The sequence below is a fragment of the Enterobacteriaceae endosymbiont of Donacia marginata genome (assembly GCF_012567685.1).
Classification (GTDB): Bacteria; Pseudomonadota; Gammaproteobacteria; order Enterobacterales; family Enterobacteriaceae.
On record NZ_CP046184.1, the window covers coordinates 354,422 to 378,533 of the forward strand.

Consider the following 24,112-nt stretch of genomic DNA (forward strand, 5'->3'; position numbering starts at 1 on the left):
ATAAGAAACTTTAATAAAATAAATTTATAAATCATATTGTAAAAAAAAAATTACAAATTTGAAAATTTACAAATTTAAAAATTTACAAATTTAATAATACTCTGTAAAAGAGTGCCCTTAAAAATCTTTTATAAATTTTGAAAGAACAACAAAACAATATTAACTATCTTACATATTCACAATAAATAGTCAAGTATTTTATTTCAATTTTAAAGAAAATTATATTTTTATATTTTAAAACTAGAAATTTTTTTAAAACCTTTTTTTAAAAATAAAAACTCTATTTGTTTTATATATTTACTTTTTTCAGTATATAAAACAACATTTTCTTTTTTTTTTACATTTATTTGATTATAATTAAGATATTTTTTAAATTTTAAAATAATACTTTTCTTTGAATCTAAAAAATATATATTTTTAGGGAAAATAGTTTTTAATTCATTCAAAATTAATGGAAAATGTGTACAACCTAAAATTATAGTATCTGGAAATATTTTAAAATTATCCCAAGATTTAAAAATTTTTTTTATTTCGTTTATTTTAATTTTATATCCTAATAATTTTTTTTCTGCTAAAAAAACTAATTTTGAAGATGATATAGTTTTTATTTTATATTTTTTATTTAAAAAATTAATTTTTTTTCTAATTTTAAAATTTTTTAAAGTTGTATTAGTTGCTAAAAATCCAATTACATTATTTTTAGTTTGCTTTATAGCTAAATCAATAACAGGAGTAACTCCAATAATAGGAAAATTAAAATAATTTCTTATAATTGGTAGACTCGAAACACTAGCAGTGTTACATGCAATAACTGCTAATGTAATATTATAATAATTTGAAATTTTTTTTAAAATTTTTTTTAAACGTTGTAAAATAAAATTTTTTGATTTATTTCCATAAGGAAAATATTTATTATCTAATAAATAAATAAAATTTATATTTAAAAAAATACTTTTTATATAATTATATATAGTAATACCACCTAATCCAGAATCAAAAATAAATATTGTATTTTGTGATCTTAAAAATATTTGTTTCATAAATAATCCTAATTTATTTACAATATTTATATTTAAAATATAAATAATGTTATTTTATAACAAATAATATATATTATTTACTATAAATTTATAAAATTTTTTAAAATATTTAAATTAAAGATTTATATCTTAAATTATGAAAAAGTTAATTTATTTAGATTATGCTTCTACAACTCCCACTGATCAAAGAGTTTTAAAAAAAATGAATAATTATCTTACTATAGAAGGAGTATTTGGTAATTCATCTTCTTCAAATTATTTAGGCATAAAAACGAAAAAAAAGATTGAAAATGCTAGAATAAATATAGCAAATATTATTGGTAGTAATCAAGAAGAAATATTTTTTACATCTAGTGCAACTGAATCTATAAATTTAGCTATTAAAGGAATTATATATAGTTATTTTACTAATAAAAAAAAATATATTATTACAAGTAATATGGAACATAAATCTGTATTAGAAACTTGTAATTTTTTAAAAAAATTAGGGATTAAAATTATATATATGACTAATTCAAATATTGGAGTTTTAAATTTAAATTTATTAGAAAATAAAATTATAAATAAAACTATTTTAGTTTCTATAATGCATATTAATAATGAAATAGGAACAATTAATAATATTAAAACTATTGGTAATATATGTAAAAAAAAGAATGTATTTTTTCATGTAGATGCTACACAAAGTGTAGGTAAATATTCATTAAATTTAAGCAAAATGAATATTGATTTATTATCATTTTCTTCTCATAAATTTTATGGACCAAAAGGTATTGGAGTTTTATATGTAAAAAAAAAATCTAAAATTATTTTAACTCCATTATTACATGGTGGAGGACAAGAGAAAGGATTAAGATCTGGTACTTTAGCTAATCATCAAATTATTGGTATGTCAACAGCATTAATTATTGCTAATAACGAAATAAAAAAAGAAAAAAAAAGAATAAAAATATTAAAAAAAAAACTTTGGAATGGAATAAAAAATATTTCAGGGATATATTTAAATGGAAGTCTTCAAAATAGTTCTCCTTATATAATAAATATAGGTTTTAAAAATATCTTCAATAAAATTCTTATGTTAGAAATGAGAAATATCCTTATTTCATCTTCCTCTGCATGTAATTCAAATAAATATAATATTTCTCATGTTTTAAAAGCTTTAGGATTAAAAAAAGAATTAATACAAAGTTCTATTCGTATTTCTTTCGGAAGATTTACTACTGAAGAAGAAATTGTTTTTTTAATTAAAAAATTACATATTATTGTAGAAAAAATTAGACTGAAATAATATTTTATAATATTTAATTTATTTAAAATAAATATAATTTATATACATATTATATAATATGTACAGATGTAGTATTTGTTGTTCCACTAGGAACAAGGGCACCAGAAACCATTACAATAACATCTCCTTTTATAGCATATTTACTAGCTAACGCTACTTTTTTACCTATGATATAAAAATCATCTGTAGATGATATTTTATCAACTAATTTAGGAATTACTCCTTTACTTAAAATTAATTGTTTTACAGTTTTTTTATTCGTAGTTAAAGCTAAAATTATTGCTTTAGGAAAATATTTTCTTATTGATTTTGCAGATTTTCCTAATTGAGTTGCTACTATTATTAAAGGAGCTTTTAATTTTTCTGCAATTTCGACTGCACTACGACATACTGCATCTGTAATACTCATATCTGTATTATCATAAAAATTTATTCTATTAGTCATTGTAATATCTGTTCTTTCACAAATTGTAGCCATAATAGATACAGCTTCTAATGGATATCTACCGTTAGCACTTTCTCCAGACAACATAACTGCATCTGTTCCATCTAAAATAGCATTAGCTACATCACCAGCTTCAGCTCTAGTTGGTCTAGGATTTTTAATCATAGAATCTAACATTTGTGTTGCAGTTATCACTACTTTACCAAAATAATTACATTTTTTAATTATCATTTTTTGAGCAAAAATAACATTTTCTACAGGTATTTCTACTCCTAAATCACCTCTAGCAACCATGATTCCATCAGATACTTCTAATATTTCATCAAAATTATTTAATCCTTCTTGATTTTCAATCTTTGCTATAATTTTAATATCATTTCCATTATGTTTTTCTAAAAATTTTTTTATTTCTAAAATATCTTGTTTTTTTCTAATAAAAGAAGCTGCAATATAATCTATTTTATTTTTACATGCAAAAATTAAATCATATTTATCTTTTTTTGATAGAGAAGGTAATTTTATAGATATTCCAGGTAAATTAATACTTTTATTCTCTGATAATTTTCCGTTATTTAATATTTTACATATTATTTTATCATTAATAATTTTTAATACTTTCATTGCGATTAAACCATCATCTATTAATATTTTATTTCCTATATTTAAATCATTTATAAGACTAGGATATGTAATCGCAACACATTTATTATTACCTATTACAGATTTATCAGTAGTTAAAATAAATTTTTTTCCAGTATATAAATATACATCTTTACCTTGATATAACTTCATAGTCCTTATTTCAGGACCTTTAGTATCTAATAAAATTGCTGCATTTTTACCTGTTTTCTTTATAATTTTTTTTAAAGTATCAATACGTTTTTGATGATCATCATGAGTACCATGTGAAAAATTTAATCTTATAATATTCATACCTAAATTTAATAAATTAGATAAAATATATTTAGATTCAGAACTGGGGCCTATAGTACAAACTATTTTCGTTTTCTTCATAAAATTTATATTTCCTAGATTATTTTATTGAAAAAATAGTAAAATTTATATTATAAAATTTTAATTTATTTATTTTAATTAATAATTAAATTTTTTAATTTCTTTTTAATTGTTTTTATAATAATATTAATACCTTGTATTCTAGAATAAGTTAAATATCTATTAAAATTTAATTGTTGAAAACATGATTTAATATCAAAAGAAATAATTTCATTATAAGTTTTTCTATTATAAAAAATAAAAATTATTGTTAGTAATCCTTTAACTATCGAAGAATCACTATCACCTTTAAATTGAATATAATTATTAGAAATAATTTTCATAGAAATCCATACTCTACTTTGACATCCTGGAATAAAATTTTCTGAAGAATATTCTTTCTCTGATAAAATAGGTATTTGATTACCTAATTCAATTATATATAAATATTTTTCTTCCCAATTATTACAACTTATAAAGTTATTTTTGATTTCATTTATACATGGTAAAGTATATGACATAATTATTTACTTAATAAATTATTTATATAAATTAATTTTTCTATAAAAAAATTAATATCATTTGTATTATTATAAATAGAAAATGAAATCCTACACATAGATTGAACATTAAAATACTTCATAACAGGAATAGAACAATGATGTCCAGTACGAATAGCTATTCCATATTGATCTAAAAAACTACCTACATCATATGAATGATGTTTCCCTAAATTAAATGAAATTATACCTACTCTATTTTTATTAAATTTTTTTTTTCCAAATATTTTTATATTTGATATATTATTAAGTTTTTCCAAAGTATATTTTGTTAAAAACCTATTATGGTTAATTATATCTTTTATATTAAAAGACATAAACCATGATATTGCCATACCTAATCCTATAATACCAGCTATATTAGGAGATCCTGCTTCAAATTTCCAAGGTATTTTTTCCCAAATAAATTTATTTTTATATATATCCATAATCATTCCTCCTCCACCTTGCCATGGAGGCATTGATTCTAATATTTTTTTTTTCCCATATAATATACCTATTCCAGTAGGTCCGAAAATCTTATGACCAGAAAAAACAAAAAAATCACAATTTAAATCTTGAACATCAATTTTTTTATTAGCAATAGCTTGCGCTCCATCGATTAAAGTTATAATTTTTTTTTTTTTAGCTAATTTAATTATATTATCAATTGGATTAATCGTTCCTAAAATATTTGAAATATATGTAATTGATATTAAACAAGTATTTTTATCAATTAAATTATTAATTTTATTTAATTCTAAATCTCCATTTTTATTTAATGGAATTATACGTATATTAAAACCTATTTTTTCTGATAATATTTTCCAAGGAATAATATTGGAATGATGTTCCATTTCAGAAATAATAATATTATTATACGATAAAATATTATTTAAACCCCAAGTATTTGCGATTAAATTAATACTTTCTGTAGTACTTTTAGTAAAAATTATTTCTTCAGTATATTTTGCGTTAATAAATTTTGATATTTTATAACGTATATTTTCCATTTTATTTGTTGCTTTTACACTTAAACTATAAATACCTCTATTTACTGAAGAATATTCATTCTTATAAAAATTATTTAATGCTGAAATTACTTTTTTAGGTTTATGAACAGTAGCTGCATTATCTAGATAAACAAAATTTTTTCCATTAATTTTATTTAATAAAATTGGAAATTGTTTTCTAATAATTTTTATATTAAAACTCATGAAAAAAATTCTCTATTGATAAATAAAATAATATTTTTTTTAAAATTTTTTTTTTTAAATCATTATTTTTAATTTCTTTTAAAGAATCTAAAATAAATGATATAAGTAATATATTATATGCTTTTTTAAAGCTTATTCCTCTCATTCTTAAAAAAAATATTTGATTATAATCTAATTTCCCTGTAAAAACACTATGTGTGCATTTTACATCATGATTTAATATATCTAATCTTGGTTGTATATTTATTTTTGATGATTTACTTAATAGTAAACTACTATAATTTATTTGTCCATCTGTTTTTATGGCATTTTTATTAATTTTTAATAAACCAATTGAATTAATAATTGAATTATCTAATGTAATAGCTTTATGTATTTGAATACTACAACAATTTTGTCTATTATGTTCAACATAATTATTTAGATTTATAAAATTATTATTTTTAGCTAATGATATACTTTTATATATTAATTTTGATTTTTTTCCTATAAATTTAAAATTATTATTTTGTTCTATATTTTTATTAGACATTAAAAAATCATGTTTTTTAAAAAAAACATTATTATGTATATAAAATTCATTATTTATGATACAATAATTCTTATTTTTATTTTCATTTGTAATAAATTTATAATATTCTAACTGAGAATCATTATTTAAAATTAAAGTATTATAAATATTATTTAAGTATAATTGATTTATATTTATATGATGTTCAATAAATATTAAAGGATGTTTATTATTTAAATAAATATAATTTCGATAATTAGACATAAAAATTTTATTTTTTTCATTATTTATATTAAAATAAACTAAATAAAGAGGCATAATATTAATTTTTTTTTTATCATGAATATGAATTGTTACGATTTCTTTAGTTAAAGATTCAGATAAATATGTATAAATATTCTGTTGAGAATTAATATCTTTAAAATTACAAGTATTATACTTTTTTATATTTATATTATAATATAAATTATTTATATTACTAATATTTTTATTTATTTTACCATTAATAAAACATATTATAATTGCATCTATTTTAAACAAAAACTTTTTTAATTTATTAATATTTATTAATAAATTTTGATTATTTATTAATAGATTATTATTAATATATTTTAAAAAATTTTTTTTATTATTATCATATAATTTATTTTTTAATATATTTTCTAATTTTAACCAATTAAATTCTGATTTCTTAGAAAAATGACATTTTTTATGTAATTTATAAATATTTTTTATTTGTTTATAAATATTATTTTTCATTAAAATATCCATATCCGTGTTTCTCTATATGAGAAATAATATTACAATTTCCTGATTTTATAATTTTTTTATTATATAAAATATGAATATAATCAGGATTTATATATTCAAGAATACGACGATAATGTGTAATAATTAAAAAAGATCTATTTGAATTTTTCATAATATTAATTATTTTACATACCAATTTTAACGCATCTATATCTAATCCAGAATCTATTTCATCTAAAATACATAAATCAGGTTCTAATACAAGCATATGAAATATATCATTAATTTTTTTTTCTCCACCAGAAAAACCAACATTAACAGAACGTTGTAAAAAATCTTTTGATTTACCTAAAATCTTAATTTTTTCATTAATAATTTTATTATAAGTAAATCTATCTATTTGTTTTTTTTCTTTATATTTTTTTATAGCTTTTAAAGAATTATATAAAAATATATTATTACTTACTCCTGGTATTTCAATTAAATATTGAAAAGACACAAAAATTCCTTTTCTAGCTCTAATTTCAGGTTTCATACATAATAAATTTTCATTTTTATAAAATATTTCTCCTTTAGAAATAATATATTCTTTTTTACCAGATAATACATATGATAATGTACTTTTCCCTGAACCATTAGGGCCCATAATTGCATGGATTTCTCCAGAATTGATATTTAAATTAAATTTATTTAAAATAATTTTATTATTTATGTGAACTTGTAAATTATTAATTTTTAACATAATTTTCTTATATTATCCAATACTATCTTCTAAATGAAGAGATAATAATTTTTGTGCTTCAATTGCAAATTCTAAAGGGAATTTAATAAAAACTTCTCTACAAAATCCATTAATAATAAGTGAAATAGCATCTTCCATATTTAATCCTCTTTGTAAACAAAAAAATATTTGTTCTTCTTCAATTTTAGAAGTAGTTGCTTCATGTTCAACCTGTGCTGTATTATTTGCAATATTTAAAACAGGATATGTATGTGTACTACATTTAGAACCAATTAAAATTGAATCACATTGAGTAAAATTACGAGAGTTTTCTGCAGTTTTATTAATACAAACTAACCCTCTGTAAGTATTTTTACTATTTTCAGTAGAAATACTTTTAGAGATGATTTTTGATTTTGTATTTTTTCCTATATGAATCATTTTAGTACCAGTATCAGCTTGCTGATACCCATTTGTTAAAGAAACAGAAAAAAATTCGCCTATAGAATTATCTCCTTTTAAAATAACACTGGGATATTTCCAAGTAATTGCAGCTCCTGTTTCTGATTGAGTCCAAGACATTTTACTATTTTTTCCTTTACATATTGCTCTTTTAGTCACGAAATTTAAAATACCTCCTTTATCTTTAATATTTCCTGGGAACCAATTTTGTACTGTTGAATAATTTACTTGAGCATTTTTATGGAGAATTACTTCAACAACAGCAGCATGTAACTGAGAATTTTTTCTAATTGGAGCTGAACACCCTTCTATATAATTAAGATAACTATTTTCATCAGCAATTAAAATAGTACGTTCAAATTGTCCAACATTTTTTTGATTAATTCTAAAGTAAGTAGATAAATCTATAGGACAACGTATGTTTTTCGGAATATATATAAATGTACCGTCAGAAGCTACAGCTGCATTTAATGCAGCAAAAAAATTATCATCAGCAGGTACTACTGAACCTAAGTATTTTTTAACTAATTCAGGATAATTTTTTATAGCATTGTTTAAAGAACAAAAAATAATTCCTTGATTTAATAATTTTTTTTGATTTGTTGTAATAACTGATACAGAATCAAAAATAGCATCTATAGCTATATTAGAATTATTATTAATAGGAACATTTAACTTATTGAATGTATTTTTTACTTCAGATGTTAAATATTTATTTTTAATATTATTTTTAATTTTTAAATTATATAAAGGAGCTGAATAATATATATATTTTTGATAATTTAATTTTTTATAAAAACCATTTAACCAATGAGGTTCTTTTTGCTTTATCCATGAATAATATCCTTGTAATCTAAAATTTAACATCCATTTTGGTTCATTACGAATTTTAGATATTTTATGTATTATATCTAAATTAATGCCAGGAATAAATTTTTCATTTTTTAATTCAGTAAAAAAACCTTCTTTATATGTTCTTTTTTTTTCTCTAAAATATTTTAAATTATTATTCATAAAATTATTTCTTTTTTAATCAATATTAAAACTTTTTTTACAACCACAAAATTGTTTAATTTTTTTATTATAAAATTCAAATGATTGACTAAAATTATTTTTTTTAAAATCAATAATAGTTCCATCTATAAAAATAATATCTTTTTTATTTACAAAAATATATATATTATTTTTTTTAAATAAAATTTCATTACTAGGGATATCTTTTACTAAAAAAATTTTATATTTAAAACCAAAACAACCAGATTTTTTTAAAAATAATTTTATGCCTTTATCATTATATTTTTTTATTATTTTATTTATTTGTAAAAAAGCATTTTCCGTTATATATAAACCTTCATAAAAATCTATATCACATTTAAAATGTACTAAATTTTTTTTTATTATCATATAATAACCTAAAAATATAATTATATATATATTTTAATTTATAGAAAAGATAAAAAATATAATTTATAAAAATCAATTTTAATTATTTAAATTAAAATTATTAATATAATAATATTATATTATATATTTTTTTTAAAAAAAAAGATTATTTTTCTTTCTTTAAAGAAAAATCTTTTAAACGAAATCCTAATAAAAATAATATAATCATATATAAAACAAAAATAATTAAACAAATACTTAATAAAAAAAATATACGTATTTTAAAAGATGATAAAATTAACCATTTTTCAGAAATTAGATGAGAAATAAATAATAAAATTATGCTTAAAATAAATGTTACTAGACTAATACGAAATAAAAAATTAAACCAACCAGGTTCTGGTTTATAAATATTTTTTTTAATTAATTTATTAAATAATAAAATAACATTTAAAAATGCAGCAAAACATATAGAAATAGGAAATCCTATATGGTGTAGAAAAAAAATAAAAAAAGGACTAAATAATTGAGTAATTATTAAAACTATTATATTAATTTTGACAGGAGTTTTAACATCTTGTCTAGCATAAAATCCAATTGCTAAAACTTTAGCAATTATTAAAAATATTAATCCTACTGAATATATAATAATATTTATTTGTGTCATTAATACATCAAAATAAGTAAAAGCTCCATATTGAAATAAAGAAATTAATAATGTTTTTGATAAAAAACCTAAAATTAAAGAACTAGGTATTATTAATAAAAAACATAAACGTAAACCAATATCCATTAATTGATTATATTCCTTTTCATTATTTTGTGTAAAAGAATCAGTTAAGGCAGGTAATAATACTATTGTTAATGCGATACCAAACATTCCTACCGGTAATTCCATTAAACGATCAGCATAATAAATCCAAGTAATAGATCCCGTAATTAAAAAAGATGAAAAAGCAGAATTAATTAATAAAGATATTTGAGTAGCCGCTACTCCAATAATAGCTGTACCCATTTTTTTAAAAACTCTTAATACTCCTTTATCAAAATTTTTAAAATGAGGAAAAATTAACATATTTATTTTTTTTAAATAAATTAATTGATAAAAAATTTGTAATAATCCTCCAATTAATACTGCCCAGGCTAAAATTAAAATTGAGGGTTTCAGCATTTTAGGAAAAATAATAATTAATAAAATCATACTTAAATTTAATAAAATAGGAGTTACTGCTGGTACAAAAAAATTTTTCCAAATGTTTAAAATTGAACTTGCTAATGAAGATAATGATATTAATAAAATATACGGAAAAGTCATTTTTAATATTTTAGATGTCAGTTTTAGTTTAAAATCTGTATTAACAAATCCAGGAGCAATTATAGAAATGATTAAAGAAGAGAATATTATTCCTAATAATACTATTATAGAAAGTATAATAATTAATATACCTAATGTGGAAGCAATAAAATTTTTTGTATCTTTTCTACTTCTTTTATTTTTATACTCAGCTAAAATTGGAGTAAAAGCTTGAGAAAAAGCTCCTTCTGCAAAAATACGACGTAATAAATTAGGCAATTTAAAAGCGATAAAAAAAGAATCACTATAAACACCTGCCCCAAAAACTTTTGCTATAAGACTATCTCTGATAAAACCTAATAATCTAGAAAACAATGTTATTATACTCACTGTCGTTAATGACTTTAATAAATTCATATAATTCCTAAAAATAATAGTTTATTATATAAATAAATTATTTTAATAAAAAATTCAATATAATAAAATATTTTCTTTTTTAAGAAAAAATATTTTTTATTTTAACAAAAATATTTATTTTATTTTTTAATAAAAATTTTAAATTTTATAGGTAAAATTTTATGAATATAAAAGAAATATCTAGAGCTAAACTTCCAACAAAATGGGGTGAATTTATTATAATAGGTTTTGAAGAAATAAATACAGGTAATCATCATATTGCATTAGTATACGGATTAAAAAAAATATATAAACATTCAATTATTTTAACAAGAATACATTCAGAATGTTTAACAGGAGATGCTTTTTTTAGTTTACGTTGTGATTGTGGTTTACAATTACAATTAGCTTTAGAAAAAATTTCTAAAGCTAATTGTGGTATATTAATTTATCATAGACAGGAAGGTAGAAATATTGGTCTGTTAAATAAAATTAAAGCATATAATTTACAAGATCATGGATTAGATACTATAGAAGCAAATTTAAAATTAGGTTTTCGTGCAGATGAAAGAAATTTCATCTCTTGTATCAATATATTAAAAATATTAGGTATTTTAAATATTAAATTATTAACAAATAATCCTTATAAAATTAAAATTTTAAAAAAAAAAGGGATAAATGTTATAGATAGAATTCCTTTAATTATAGATTATAATGTTTATAATTATAATTATTTAAATACTAAAAATATCAAATTAGGGCATATATTAAATTAATGTATTATATAATTTTTTAGCATATTTTAATAAATTTTTTAGAACTAGAATTTTTTTTTCACATAATTCATTTTGTAAAAATTTTTTTATTTTTAAAATATAATTATCAAGAAATTTTTTATTAAAAATATTTTTTTGATATATATTCCATTTTTTTTGTTCTACTTTACTTAAAGTAGATGGAAAATTTCTTGCTTTATATTTAAATAATAAAATATTAGCTCTTTTATCTTTAAAAGATAATTTATTTAAATTTGAGTAAATATATTTTTTATCATTTATTTTTTTAAATTTATATAAATCTTCATTTGGAAAAAAATTTTTATATAATTGTTCATCTACATTATATATATTTGTATTATCATATTTTTTATAAAAATTAATTAAATTTAATTTAATAAAATTTTTTATTTTTAAAAAATTTTTTTTTAATATTAAAAAATTTTTTATATATAATAAAATATTAAATTTTAATCGCTTAATATCTGTTTTTTTTAAAATCTTAATTGGTATTAATAATGGAGATTTACTAAAATTAATATATTGCATATATAAAAAAACATATTCTTTATTTATTTTGTTTTTATTATTTAAAATTTTTAATAAATTATCTACATTTTTTTTTAAATTAAAAGTAATTAATATATTTTTATTTTCTGGATGCCAAAATAAAGGGGTAATACAATTTATATTGTTATCTTTATTTTTATAAATATTACTAATATGAATTAAAATTTGAATTTTTGATAAATTTATGATTTTTATTAATACTTTTTTATTTCTATATTTTAAAAAATATTTATATAACAATGGTTGTTTATTTTTTATTAATTTAGTAATAGATATTGTTGTATATACATCAGATAATGCATCATGTGATTTATAATACGGTATTATATTATTTAAAATAGCTATTTTTTCAAGATTAAATATTGGAATATTATTAATTTTTGGCCAAAAGATACCATTAGGTCTTAATACATAACATGCTCTAACTAAATTTATTATATCCCAACGACTATTATTATTTTTCCAAAACCAACTATATGAATCATAAAAATTACGATAAAATAAAAATTTACTAAATTCATCATCAAAATTAATATTATTATATCCTAAAATACAAGTATTAGGATATGAAAATATTCTATTAATAAAATTAGCAAATTTATTTTCTTTAAATCCTTTTAAATTAACTAAAGAAGGACTAATATTATGAATAATAATAGATTTAGGATTAGGTAAATAATCACTAGGTAATTTACAATAAATTACTGTAGGTTCCTTTATAATATTTAAATCTATATCAGTACGTATACAAGCAAATTGTGCAATTCTATCTTTTTTAGGATTTAACCCAAAAGTTTCATAATCATAAAATAAAAAATTAAATTTTAATTTTTTTTTCTTTAACATAGTAGTATAATACTATTATATTATTAATATTTTAACAATATTTATTATATAAAATTATGGGTGAGATGGCCGAGTGGCTTAAGGCGCATGCCTGGAAAGTATGTATATGGAAACATATCAAGGGTTCGAATCCCTTTCTCACCGAGATATTGTATTTTATAAATATTTATTTTATAAACGTGATATAAAACATGTTTAATATAAATATAACTAAAATAATGAACCATTATGGTTATTTAATTATATTATTAGGATCATTAATTGAATGGGAAACATTAATTATTATTTCTGGAATGTTAGCTCATAAAAAAATATTATTTTTACATAAAATTATTATTATTACTATTACAGGATCTGTGATAAGTAATCAAGTACTGTTTTTTATAGGTAAAAAATATAGTAAAAAATTTTTATCTTTTTTAAAAGATCATAATTTTAAAATTCAAAAATATCATAATTTAATGATTAATTATCCCTATATATTTATTATTATTACAAGATTTATTTATGGTTTTAGATTAATTAGTCCAATTACAATGGGTATTACTAATATTTCTAATATAAAATTTTTTTTATTAAATATTATTGGAGCTATTATTTGGACTATTTTTTTTACTATTACTGGATATTTTTTTGGTGAAATTATATCTAATTGGATTAAAGATTTTAGCAAAATTATTAAATATTTTTTATATATTGTTTTATTATTTATAATAATAAAAATTATTATAAAAATAATAAAAAAATTATTTTTTATTTTAAATAAAAAATAATTTTAATCTAAATTAAATTTTTAATATAATGAATAATAAATTCAGGATAAATACCTAATATAATTATTATTATTGTTAATAATAAAAATAAATTTTTAATAAAAAAATAAAAATTATTATTTTTTATTTTAGAAATATACCAATCTCTATTTACTTTAGATGGTATTAAATATAAACTAATAATAATTCGTAAATAATAATATAAACCTACAGAACTTCCTAATATAATAATAATAGTTAAATACCATATTTTCATTTTTATACTTAAAAGTATTAAATAAAATTTAGATATAAACCCTATAGTTAATGGAATACCTGCTAAAGAGAACAACATAATTGTAAATATAAAAGCAAGCATAGGATCATACCAAAATAATCCTCGATAGTAATATAATTTATCTATATTTTTTTCTTGAAAATTAAAACTTTCAAATAAACTTATTATTCCTAAAATTACTAAATTATTTACTATATATCCAATAATATATATTACCATCATTTCTAATGAAAGAATATGTATTGTATTTTTTTGATTATAAATTAAAATTATTAACATATAACCAATATGGGCTATAGATGAATATGCTAATAAACGTTTAATGTTATTTTTTGTTTTAACTCCCATAATATTACCAAAAATTATAGATAATATTGATAATATTATTAATATTTTATATAAAAAATATTCATTATTATTAATTTGAGTAAAATAAATTAAAAATTTTACTAAAAATATAAAAATAGATAATTTATTAAATGTAGTTAAAAATATTGTTACCGATGTAGGAGCTCCTTGATATACATCAGAAGTCCATAAATGAAATGGCACTATTGATAATTTAAAACTTAAACTTACTAAAATTAAACAAAATCCAATTGTAGTTAAATAATTAACTAAAAATTTATTATAAAATAAATAATGATTTATTAAAAATGTAAAATTTAAATTTCCATTATCTAAGTAAATAAAAGATATTCCAAGTATTATAAAAGATGATGCAATAGTAGATAAAATTACATATTTAATACTAGCTTCTAATGAATATTTTAAGTTAATATTATAACTTATTAGACCAAATATAGGTATAGATATTAATTCAATACCTACTAACATAGAAATAAAATTATTTGAATTTAATAATACAATACTACCCATAGTAGATATTATTGTTAATAAATAGAATTCATCTTTATTATATTTTAAATTAGATAACCATTTATATGATATTAAACATGTTATAATATTATTACAAATTAATATAATTATATAAAAATTTGAATACATATCATTTAAAAATAAATAATTTATTGAAAAATTATTATTTTTAGTATAAAAAATAGATATTATTGTTAATATAAATCCCCAAATTGTAATAATTAAACTTGTTAAATTATTTCTTTTAATAGATATTTTTATTAATAATAATATTAAAAATGTAATAATAGTAATTAAAGGTATTAATGATTTAGTCATAAAAAAATTCTATTTTATTTGATAAATTTATTTAAAATTAAATATATATATTTTATATATAATTAAGTAACATAATTCTATTATAAATACTATTTACAGTAGAATATGAAATATTTAAAATAATTTTTGGATAAAATCCTAAAATTAATAATAAAATTAAAAGTATAAAAATAATAATTTTTTCTCTTAAAAACATATTTTTTATAATAATATTTATTTTAGTTTTAGGCCCATAAAAAATTTTTTGTACCATATTTAAAGAATATATACTAGAAAATAATAAACTAAAAGAAGCAATACTTGCACATATAGGATATGTATGAAAAGTTCCTAGCAAAATTAAAAATTCTCCTATAAAATTTCCTGTACCAGGAATACCAATACTAGCTAAAGAAAAAAATAAAAATAACCCTGGTAATGTATTTAATTTATTCCAAATTCCTCCCATTAATTTAATATTCCTTGTTTTTAATCTTTCATATATTTGCCCACAAAGAATAAATTGTGCTGCAGCAGAAATTCCATGTGATATCATTTGTATAATGACTCCTTGATAAGCTAATTTATTATGACTATAAATTCCCATTAAAATAAATCCCATATGAGAAATAGAAGTATATGCTATAATTTTTTTAATATCAGATTGTATACAAGCCATCAAAGAACCATAAAATATACCAGACATTCCTAATAATATTGCAATAAAAGAAAATTTTAAAGATGATATAGGAAATAATGGTAAAGTAAATCTTAATAAACCATAAGCAGCTGTTTTTAATAAAATACCAGCAAGATCAACCGAACCAGCTGTAGGAGCTTGACTATGTGCTTCAGGTAACCAACCATGAAATGGGAGGATAGGCATTTTCACTGCAAAAGCAATAAAAAAAGATAACATTAATAAAAATTCTGTTTTTAAATTTACATAATTATTTAATAAAGAAGTATATTCAAAAGTTAATATACCAGTTGTTTTTTGATTTAAAAAAACTAAAGATAAAATTCCACATAGCATTAATAATCCACTAGATTGTGTATAAATAAAAAATTTTGTAGCTGCTTTTATACGGCTTTTTCCGCTTTTCCCTTTATGTCCCCATAAAGATATTAAAAAATACATAGGTATTAACATAATTTCCCAAAATAAAAAAAATAAAAACATATCTACAGATAAAAATACCCCAATAACAGCGCTTAAAATCCATAATAAGTTTAAATGAAAAAAACCATGCCATTTTTTAATTTCATTCCAAGAACATATAATTGCCATTAAACCTAATAACCCAGTAAGATTAATCATTAATAATGATAATCCATCCATCGCCAAATGAAAATTTATTCCAAATCTAGGAATCCAGTTAAATATAAATTCTGATATCCAAACAGGATATATAAATAATGTTTTTGTATTATAATTAATTTTATATGTAATACATTCAAAAATTGATAATAAAAAGATAAAACTAATAGAAATTAAAGATATCCAGCGAGGTAATTTGAAATTTATTTTTTCACTTTGCCAACAAAATAAACCACTAATAAAAGGTACTAGTATTAACCAGGGTAATAACATAAAATTTCCTAATTATATTTTATATAAAAATATTAATTTTATTATAAATTTAATATTAACTATTAATTAATATTATTAAATATAATATAATTAATATTATTCCTAAATATATTAATGATATATACCAACGAATATATCCATTTTGACTTAATAATAATATATTTCCTATTTTATTGATCATTTTTATTGTTAAAAAATCTATAAATTTAGCAATAGGATCATTTTTTATAATTAATAATATTTTCATAAAAATATTTACAAAAATTTTTTTATAAATAAAATCTATATAACATCCATGTAAAAAAAAATTATTTATAAAAGAAAATTTATAATAATAATTAATAATTATTTTAATAAGATAATTTTTTTTAATATAAAATATATATAATATAAAACTAATTAGAAATATAATAATAGATATTATTTCTAATATATGATTATAATAATTATTATTAAATAATACTTTATTAGGTAATAAAATATTATTTTTTATTGGTAATAACTTTATTCCGATATGGCTAGAAAGTATACTTAATACTATTAATGGGAAATTATGTGTAAATTTATTATTAATAATAGGTAAAATATTATTTTTACCATAAAATATAATATAAATCATACGTATTGTATATAAACATGTAAAAAAACTACCTATAATACCAATTATAAATAATATAATATGATTATTTATTAAAATTTCATATAATATTTTTTCTTTAGTAAAACCACTCATTGTTATAAAAGGTAATGATGCTAAAGATATAGCACCACATAAAAAACAATAATATATAAAGGGAAAATATTTTTTTATCCCTCCCATTTTAAATATATTTTGTTGGTTATTACATGAAGTAATAATAGATGCAACACATAAAAAAAGTAATGCTTTAAAAAAAGCATGAGCTATTATATGAAATAAAGCAGCATGAAATGAATGAATTCCTAATGCTAAAAACATATATCCCAGTTGACTCATTGTAGAATAAGCTAAAATACGTTTTATATTATTTTGTGTTAATGCAGACCAACCAGATAATAATAAAGTTATTGATCCTATAATACTAGTTAAAAAAAGTATATTATTATTCATCAAAAATAATATATTATTACGTAATATTAAATAAACTCCTGCTGTAACCATAGTAGCGGCATGTATCATTGATGATACGGGTGTTGGTCCAACCATAGCATCTATTAACCAAGTATTTAATGGAAATTGAGCAGATTTTCCTAATGATCCTATAATTAACATTATAGAAATAATTTTCAAATAATATGCTTTATAATAAATAGGGGAAGATGTTATTAAATATGATATTTTAGAAAAACTTAAAGTATTAAAAACTTTAAATATAAAAAAAATTCCAATAATTAAAAAAATATCACTAAAACGAGTTATTAGAAATGCTTTTATAGCAGATAATCCATTTTTTGATTTTTTATTAAAAAATCCTATTAATAAATAGGAACATACTCCTACCCCTTCCCATCCAAAAAACATTAAAATAAAATTATTAGCTAAAATTAATAATATCATATTTGAAATAAATAAATTAGTATATGCAAAAAATCTAGAATATCCTTCTTTATTTTCCATATACCAAATTGAAAAAATATGAATTATAAATCCGACCCAAGTAATGAGTAATAACATAATTAAAGATAATTTATCTAAATATAGAGAAAAATCAATATATAAATAATCAATATTTAATATTTTCCATAAAGTTTGTTGATATAATAAAATATTATTTTTTATAAAAATAAATCCTATAATTAATGTAAGAATTGCACTTATTCCTACAAAACTAACTCCAATAATTGAAATTTGAGTTTTATTAAGATAATTTGAAAATAATGATAGTATTAAAAAACTAACTAATGGCATTAAAATAATTAAAAAAAGAAATTTCATCCATTCATCTCACTAATTGAATCAATATTAATATTATTTTTATAATGATATAATTTTATTAATAAAATTAAATTTATACAAGTTTCTATAGCTGATATACTAATTGATATAATATACATAATTTCTCCTTCTGTTTGTTTCCAATAATTACCAGAAATTATGCATGATAGTGCTGCAGAATTAATCATGATTTCAGTAAAAATTAAAATATATAACATATTATTTCGAATAATTATTCCTGTTAATGCAAGAATAAATATTACGATAATAAATATTAAAACATGATATAAAGGTATCATTTTATACTCTTCTATTATTTTAGATTTTAAAAATAATTTTTTATTATTCTTGTGTTTTACCTATATGGAACACAGTAATTATTGCAGATAATAAAAGTATTGATATTAATTCTACAATAATTTTGTATTGTGTAAATAAATTAATACCAATATCTTTTATATTAATAAAATTCATAAAAATATATTTTTTATTATATGTTTTTTTTAAAATAAAAAATATAAGTATAAAAAATACTAAAGTTAAAAATAACATAATAAATAAAAAAAATATTTTTTTTAAAAATATTTTTTCTTCTTCTAATTTAATATTTTTATAATCTAAAAACATTAAAACAAATATAAATAGAATAACAATAGCTCCTGTATAAATAATAATTTCTAATGAACCTGCAAAATAATCTCCTAAAATAAAAAATATGCATGATATTGAAATTAATGAAATTAAAAAATATAATAGTGAATAAATAGGATTAATACTAATAATAATTAAAAATATGAAAATTATTGATATTAATTCTAAAGTATAAAATATTATTTCCATATGTAATTCCTTTTTAAAATTTAAAAATTATGGTAAGATATTTTTAATATCAACTTCAATATTTAAATCTTTATTTTTTTTATTATCATTATTTTTAATATTAACCCCCGAAATATCATAAAAATTATATTTAGTATATTTTCCTTGATTATTTTTTAATAAATCATTTTTTTCATAAATTAAATCTTTTCTATTTAATTCACATAATTCAAAATCTGGGATTAATTGTATTGCTCCTGTAGGACAGGATTCTTCACAAAATCCACAAAAAATACATCTAGATATATTAATTCTAAAAAATTTTGGATAAGACCTTCCGTTTTTACTTACTGTTTTTTTTAAACTTATACACCCAACTGGACATGATACTGCACAAAGATTACAAGCAACACAACGTTCATTATTATTAACATCAGATGTTAGTATAATTCTTCCTCTATATCTTGGTGGTAAATAAATTTTTTCTTCTGGATACATTATAGTCTCTCTTTTTTTAAAGAGATTAATCCATACTAAAAAAATACTTCTTATTTGACTTATTAAACCTTTAAAAAATTTTTTTATTTTCATTATTTTTAAAATTTACTTATTTAAGTATTACAAAAAATGCAGTAATAACGAGATTAATTAATGTTAATGGTAAACATGTAAACCAACTAAAATACATTACTTTATCATAACGAGGTCTAGGTAATGATGCTCTTATTAAAAAAAATAATAATATAAATATAAAAGTTTTTCCTAAATACCATATTATAGGTGGAAAAAATGGACCTAACCACCCTCCAAAAAATAAAATTACAATTAAAGAAGATACAACTATAATATTAATATATTCTCCTATAAAAAAAAGACCAAACTTCATACCAGAATATTCAATATGATAACCATCAATAAGTTCTTGTTCTGTTTCTGGTTGATCAAAAGGATATCTATGACATAATGCAATAGAAGAAATAAAAAAGGGTATAAAACCAAAAAATTGGGGAATAATATTCCAACAATATTTATATTGATAATAAACAATATCATATAAATTAAATGATCCTGTTTGACAAACGATACCCATTAAGGATAAACCTAAAAAAATTTCATAACTTATTATTTGAGCAACACCTCTTATTGTTCCTAATAAAGCATATTTATTATTACTTGCCCATCCTGCAAATAGAATAGAGTAAATAGAAAGACTAGCCATCATAAAAAAAAAAAGTATCCCAATATCTAAATTAGATATCATTAATTTAGGAGTAATTGGTAATGTAGCAAATACAGATAATAATGTATTAAAAGCTATAATTGGAGAAATATTAAATAATAATTTATTTGAAAAATTTGGGGTCCAATCTTCTTTAAAAAAAATTTTTATCATATCTGCTAATATCTGTAAACATCCATATAATCCAACTCTATTAGGTCCATAACGATTTTGAAATAAAGCTAATATACGCCTTTCAGCAAAACTTAAAAAAGCACCACTGATTATTAATAATAATAATATAAATATTATTTTTAATAAAAATCTTAATTCTATATTATTAAAAAAAGAAAATAAAATCATTTTAATACCTTTATTTTTTCAATAGTTTTTCCTAAAAAGGATAATGAAATTTCTTTTGCTCCTAATGGCATACTAATTAATCCCTGATGTAAAAATTCTGAAATACATACTTTTAATATAAAAACATTGTTTAAACAATGTAATTCAACTAAATTATTAGTTAAAATTCCTAATTTGTCAGCATCTTTTTTATTTAAAAAAACATAATGATTAGGAAAATACTTTTGTATTAAAGATGATTTTTGTACTAAACTATTACTATTAAATAAAGTATAATGAGAAATAATTATTAATTTATTAGATATAATAAATTTGTTATCATAATTTTTTTTTTTAAAATTTATTTTACAAGTTTTTTTTTGAGAAATTTTAAATCCTGTAGAGCCATATTTTGAAGAAATTCCTATTTCTTTTTGAAATTTATGTAATGCTTGAGAAGAATTCCATCCAGGAGACCATAAAAATGGAATTTGAGTACAATTAATATTTGAATTATAATTTCCTTCCATAGAAAAATTAAAAATAGTATCTTTATCTTCTGGTTGTTTAGGTTCATGTACATTAATATTAGATAATATAGATGTTCTACCACTCAATCTGATCGAAGATCTGGCGAATTTTCTATTATATACTTTATAATTAGAATAATATGATGCTAAATGAATACCATTAAGTATTGGGATATATTCTTCGCATTTTTTAATAATTTCATCTAATGTAATTTTTTTATTTAAATTATTTAATTGTGCATATATTTGATATATCCATTGCCAACTAGATTTTCTATTATTTTTTTTATTATAAAAGGATGGTTTATATACTTGGAAAAATCGTTGTGCTCTACATTCATTATTAATTACAGTCCCACTACTTTCTAAAAAATTTGATACTGGTAATATTATATTAGCTTGTCTCATAGTTTTAGTCAAAATATGATCTAAAACAATTATGTTAGGAATATTTTTAAAAAAATTATTTAATTTATTTTTTTCTTCATAAAAATATAAATCATTTTCCATAATAATAATTGTATCTATATCAATATAATTGTTAAATTTATTTTTTAGAAATAAATCATGTAAAGATTTTCCTTTAATTAAACCAATTCCCATACTATTTACTTTATTTAATACATAAAATAAACCTATATTTTTTTTTTTTTTATTTAATGCTTTAGCTATAGCATAAGATGCTGAAATTAATTCTATAGAACTTGATCCAGTACCAGAAATAATTAAGGGTTTTTTAGCATTTAATAATGTTTCCTTTATTTTTAAAATTTGATTTTTTAAATTTTTATTATTTAAATTAGAATTAATATTTTTATTTTCAATATAATTAGCTAATATAAACCCAAATTCAGATTGATCTAAAGTAGGTGCGTAATAATTCCATGAAGATATATCATCTAATAATGTTTTATCGTTACTTGTTATAAATAATGGATTAAAAAATTTATTTTTAAAATTTAAAATTGCATCAGCATGCCAATAAGGAATATTTTTATATTTTTTAAAATTAAAATTATTTTTTATAGCTTGTCTTACAGCTAAGGCAGCTCTTGGATTAGTATTTGTTAAATCTTCTCCTAATATTAAAATAGCATCATAATCTTCTATTTCAGATAATGTAGGAAAATATATATTTTTATTTTGTATTATTTTAATAATATTATTAATTTGTTTTTTTTCATTTTCTAAAATACCTAAATAAAAATTATTTTTTCCCACTAATTTTTTTAAAATAACGTTACTTTCTATACTTGCTCGAGGTGAGCCAATTCCAATTATTTTTTTTGATTTTAAGATTAAATTAGTAATTTTTTTAATAATTTTTTTATTATTTAAAATTAATTTTTTATTATCTTTATAATATATTATTTTAATAGGATTACTTTTTAAAAAAGTATATCCATACCCAAAATAACCCTTATCACAAAGAAAATAATGATTAATTTTTTCATGAAATCTATTTTGTATACTAGATAGTTGTCCATAACGTTCTCCTACAAAAATATTACATCCTAATGAACAATTTTGACAAATACTGGGAGCATATTGCAAATCCCATTTTCTTGAATAATTTATATTATAAGTTTTATCAGTAAAAACTCCTGTAGGACAAATTTCAATTAAATTTCCAGAAAATGGACTTTCTAATATACCATCTAAATATCTTCCAAAATAAATATTATTTTTTGAACCAAAAACATTAAAATCTTTACCATCTGCATAATTTTTATAGAATCTTAAACAACGATAACATGTAATACAACGATTCATTGTATGTGATATAAATGGACCTAAATATTGATTTTTATATTTTCTTTTAGAAAATTTATATCGACGAATATAATGTTCAGTCATTACAGTCATATCTTGTAAATGACAACTACCACCCTCATCACAAATTGGACAGTCATGTGGATGATTTAACATTAATAATTCAATATTTTTTTTACGGAAATTAATAGAATCTTGATCATTAATAGAAATATATAATTGTTTTATCGGAGAAGACATACAGGACATAATTATTTGTCCATTTTTTTTCATATTATCATATTGTTTTATAGCACACTGACGACATGAACCAATACTGCCTAAAATTGGATGCCAACAAAAATATGGTACATTAAACCCTAAAGATAAACATATTTTTAATAAATTATCTTTTTCATTAACTTTATAGAATTTACCTTCTATATTAATATTAATCATAATATACATTCCATCATATTATTTT

21 protein-coding genes and 1 tRNA gene are annotated in these 24,112 nt (G+C 18.9%); 4 read left to right on the forward strand and 18 right to left on the reverse strand.

Annotated elements, in window-relative coordinates; all coding sequences use genetic code 11:
- Nucleotides 1-227: 227 nt before the first annotated feature.
- A complete protein-coding gene (murI, locus tag GJU04_RS01770) occupies nt 228-1,040 on the reverse strand; it encodes a glutamate racemase (protein ID WP_168893176.1) in 813 nt (270 codons plus the stop codon).
- Between the two features lie 136 nt (nt 1,041-1,176).
- Between murI and GJU04_RS01775 the strand changes: the two genes are divergently transcribed.
- Nucleotides 1,177-2,328 carry a cysteine desulfurase family protein gene (locus GJU04_RS01775; RefSeq protein WP_168893177.1) on the forward strand — a complete coding sequence of 384 codons (1,152 nt, stop codon included), beginning with the start codon at nt 1,177-1,179 and terminating at the stop codon, nt 2,326-2,328.
- 49 nt (nt 2,329-2,377) lie between these two features.
- Here GJU04_RS01775 and pykF read toward each other — a convergent pair whose 3' ends face one another.
- The 8 genes from pykF to murJ all read right to left on the reverse strand — a co-directional run bounded on the left by pykF (nt 2,378) and on the right by murJ (nt 11,060).
- Nucleotides 2,378-3,787, reverse strand: a complete 1,410-nt coding sequence (gene pykF / locus GJU04_RS01780) for a pyruvate kinase PykF (protein WP_168893178.1) — start codon at nt 3,785-3,787, stop codon at nt 2,378-2,380.
- Between the two features lie 74 nt (nt 3,788-3,861).
- Nucleotides 3,862-4,287 (reverse strand): cysteine desulfuration protein SufE, encoded by a 426-nt coding sequence (gene sufE, locus GJU04_RS01785; protein ID WP_168893179.1) that lies wholly within the window; start codon nt 4,285-4,287, stop codon nt 3,862-3,864.
- 2 nt (nt 4,288-4,289) lie between these two features.
- The gene (locus GJU04_RS01790) at nt 4,290-5,522 is read right to left on the reverse strand and encodes a SufS family cysteine desulfurase (RefSeq protein WP_168893180.1); all 1,233 of its coding nucleotides are present in this window, start codon (nt 5,520-5,522) and stop codon (nt 4,290-4,292) included.
- A complete protein-coding gene (locus GJU04_RS01795) occupies nt 5,512-6,792 on the reverse strand; it encodes a SufD family Fe-S cluster assembly protein (RefSeq protein WP_168893181.1) in 1,281 nt (426 codons plus the stop codon). Before GJU04_RS01795 ends, GJU04_RS01790 begins: the two co-directional genes overlap by 11 nt.
- Nucleotides 6,782-7,525, reverse strand: coding sequence for a Fe-S cluster assembly ATPase SufC (gene sufC, locus GJU04_RS01800; RefSeq protein WP_168893182.1), 744 nt, complete (start codon nt 7,523-7,525; stop codon nt 6,782-6,784). Before sufC ends, GJU04_RS01795 begins: the two co-directional genes overlap by 11 nt.
- 12 nt (nt 7,526-7,537) lie before the next feature.
- Nucleotides 7,538-8,980, reverse strand: coding sequence for a Fe-S cluster assembly protein SufB (gene sufB, locus GJU04_RS01805; RefSeq protein WP_168893183.1), 1,443 nt, complete (start codon nt 8,978-8,980; stop codon nt 7,538-7,540).
- A 15-nt stretch (nt 8,981-8,995) separates the two neighbouring features.
- On the reverse strand, nt 8,996-9,370 hold the full coding sequence (locus GJU04_RS01810; protein WP_168893184.1) for a HesB/IscA family protein: 375 nt from the start codon (nt 9,368-9,370) through the stop codon (nt 8,996-8,998).
- Between the two features lie 145 nt (nt 9,371-9,515).
- Nucleotides 9,516-11,060, reverse strand: coding sequence for a murein biosynthesis integral membrane protein MurJ (murJ, locus tag GJU04_RS01815; RefSeq protein ID WP_168893185.1), 1,545 nt, complete (start codon nt 11,058-11,060; stop codon nt 9,516-9,518).
- Nucleotides 11,061-11,221: 161 nt separating this feature from the next.
- Between murJ and ribA the strand changes: the two genes are divergently transcribed.
- On the forward strand, nt 11,222-11,815 hold the full coding sequence (ribA, locus tag GJU04_RS01820; protein ID WP_168893186.1) for a GTP cyclohydrolase II: 594 nt from the start codon (nt 11,222-11,224) through the stop codon (nt 11,813-11,815).
- Here the strand turns inward: ribA and sbcB are convergent.
- Complete coding sequence (gene sbcB, locus GJU04_RS01825; RefSeq protein WP_168893187.1) at nt 11,807-13,231, reverse strand: exodeoxyribonuclease I; 1,425 nt, start codon at nt 13,229-13,231, stop codon at nt 11,807-11,809. The genes ribA and sbcB overlap by 9 nt on opposite strands.
- Nucleotides 13,232-13,290: 59 nt before the next feature.
- Here sbcB and GJU04_RS01830 point away from each other — a divergent pair.
- Nucleotides 13,291-13,375, forward strand: a tRNA-Ser gene (locus GJU04_RS01830).
- Between the two features lie 47 nt (nt 13,376-13,422).
- The gene (locus GJU04_RS01835; RefSeq protein WP_168893188.1) at nt 13,423-14,004 is read left to right on the forward strand and encodes a DedA family protein; all 582 of its coding nucleotides are present in this window, start codon (nt 13,423-13,425) and stop codon (nt 14,002-14,004) included.
- A 7-nt stretch (nt 14,005-14,011) separates the two neighbouring features.
- Here the strand turns inward: GJU04_RS01835 and GJU04_RS01840 are convergent, their stop codons facing one another.
- From GJU04_RS01840 to nuoG, 8 genes are read right to left on the reverse strand one after another with little or no spacing between them, the layout of a single operon-like run.
- Nucleotides 14,012-15,478, reverse strand: a complete 1,467-nt coding sequence (locus tag GJU04_RS01840; RefSeq protein WP_168893189.1) for an NADH-quinone oxidoreductase subunit N — start codon at nt 15,476-15,478, stop codon at nt 14,012-14,014.
- A gap of 52 nt (nt 15,479-15,530) precedes the next feature.
- Complete coding sequence (nuoM, locus tag GJU04_RS01845; RefSeq protein WP_168893190.1) at nt 15,531-17,051, reverse strand: NADH-quinone oxidoreductase subunit M; 1,521 nt, start codon at nt 17,049-17,051, stop codon at nt 15,531-15,533.
- Between the two features lie 55 nt (nt 17,052-17,106).
- Nucleotides 17,107-18,966, reverse strand: coding sequence for an NADH-quinone oxidoreductase subunit L (nuoL, locus tag GJU04_RS01850; RefSeq protein ID WP_168893191.1), 1,860 nt, complete (start codon nt 18,964-18,966; stop codon nt 17,107-17,109).
- Nucleotides 18,963-19,265, reverse strand: coding sequence for an NADH-quinone oxidoreductase subunit NuoK (gene nuoK / locus GJU04_RS01855; protein ID WP_168893192.1), 303 nt, complete (start codon nt 19,263-19,265; stop codon nt 18,963-18,965). The genes nuoL and nuoK overlap by 4 nt, the downstream gene beginning before the upstream one ends.
- Nucleotides 19,266-19,308: 43 nt before the next feature.
- A complete protein-coding gene (locus GJU04_RS01860; protein ID WP_168893193.1) occupies nt 19,309-19,806 on the reverse strand; it encodes an NADH-quinone oxidoreductase subunit J in 498 nt (165 codons plus the stop codon).
- A gap of 27 nt (nt 19,807-19,833) precedes the next feature.
- Nucleotides 19,834-20,376: an NADH-quinone oxidoreductase subunit NuoI gene (nuoI, locus tag GJU04_RS01865; protein ID WP_168893194.1), complete on the reverse strand. Its 543-nt coding sequence runs from the start codon at nt 20,374-20,376 to the stop codon at nt 19,834-19,836.
- A gap of 16 nt (nt 20,377-20,392) precedes the next feature.
- Complete coding sequence (gene nuoH, locus GJU04_RS01870) at nt 20,393-21,367, reverse strand: NADH-quinone oxidoreductase subunit NuoH (protein ID WP_168893195.1); 975 nt, start codon at nt 21,365-21,367, stop codon at nt 20,393-20,395.
- Nucleotides 21,364-24,087, reverse strand: a complete 2,724-nt coding sequence (gene nuoG / locus GJU04_RS01875) for an NADH-quinone oxidoreductase subunit NuoG (protein WP_168893196.1) — start codon at nt 24,085-24,087, stop codon at nt 21,364-21,366. Before nuoG ends, nuoH begins: the two co-directional genes overlap by 4 nt.
- Between the last annotated feature and the right edge of the window lie 25 nt (nt 24,088-24,112).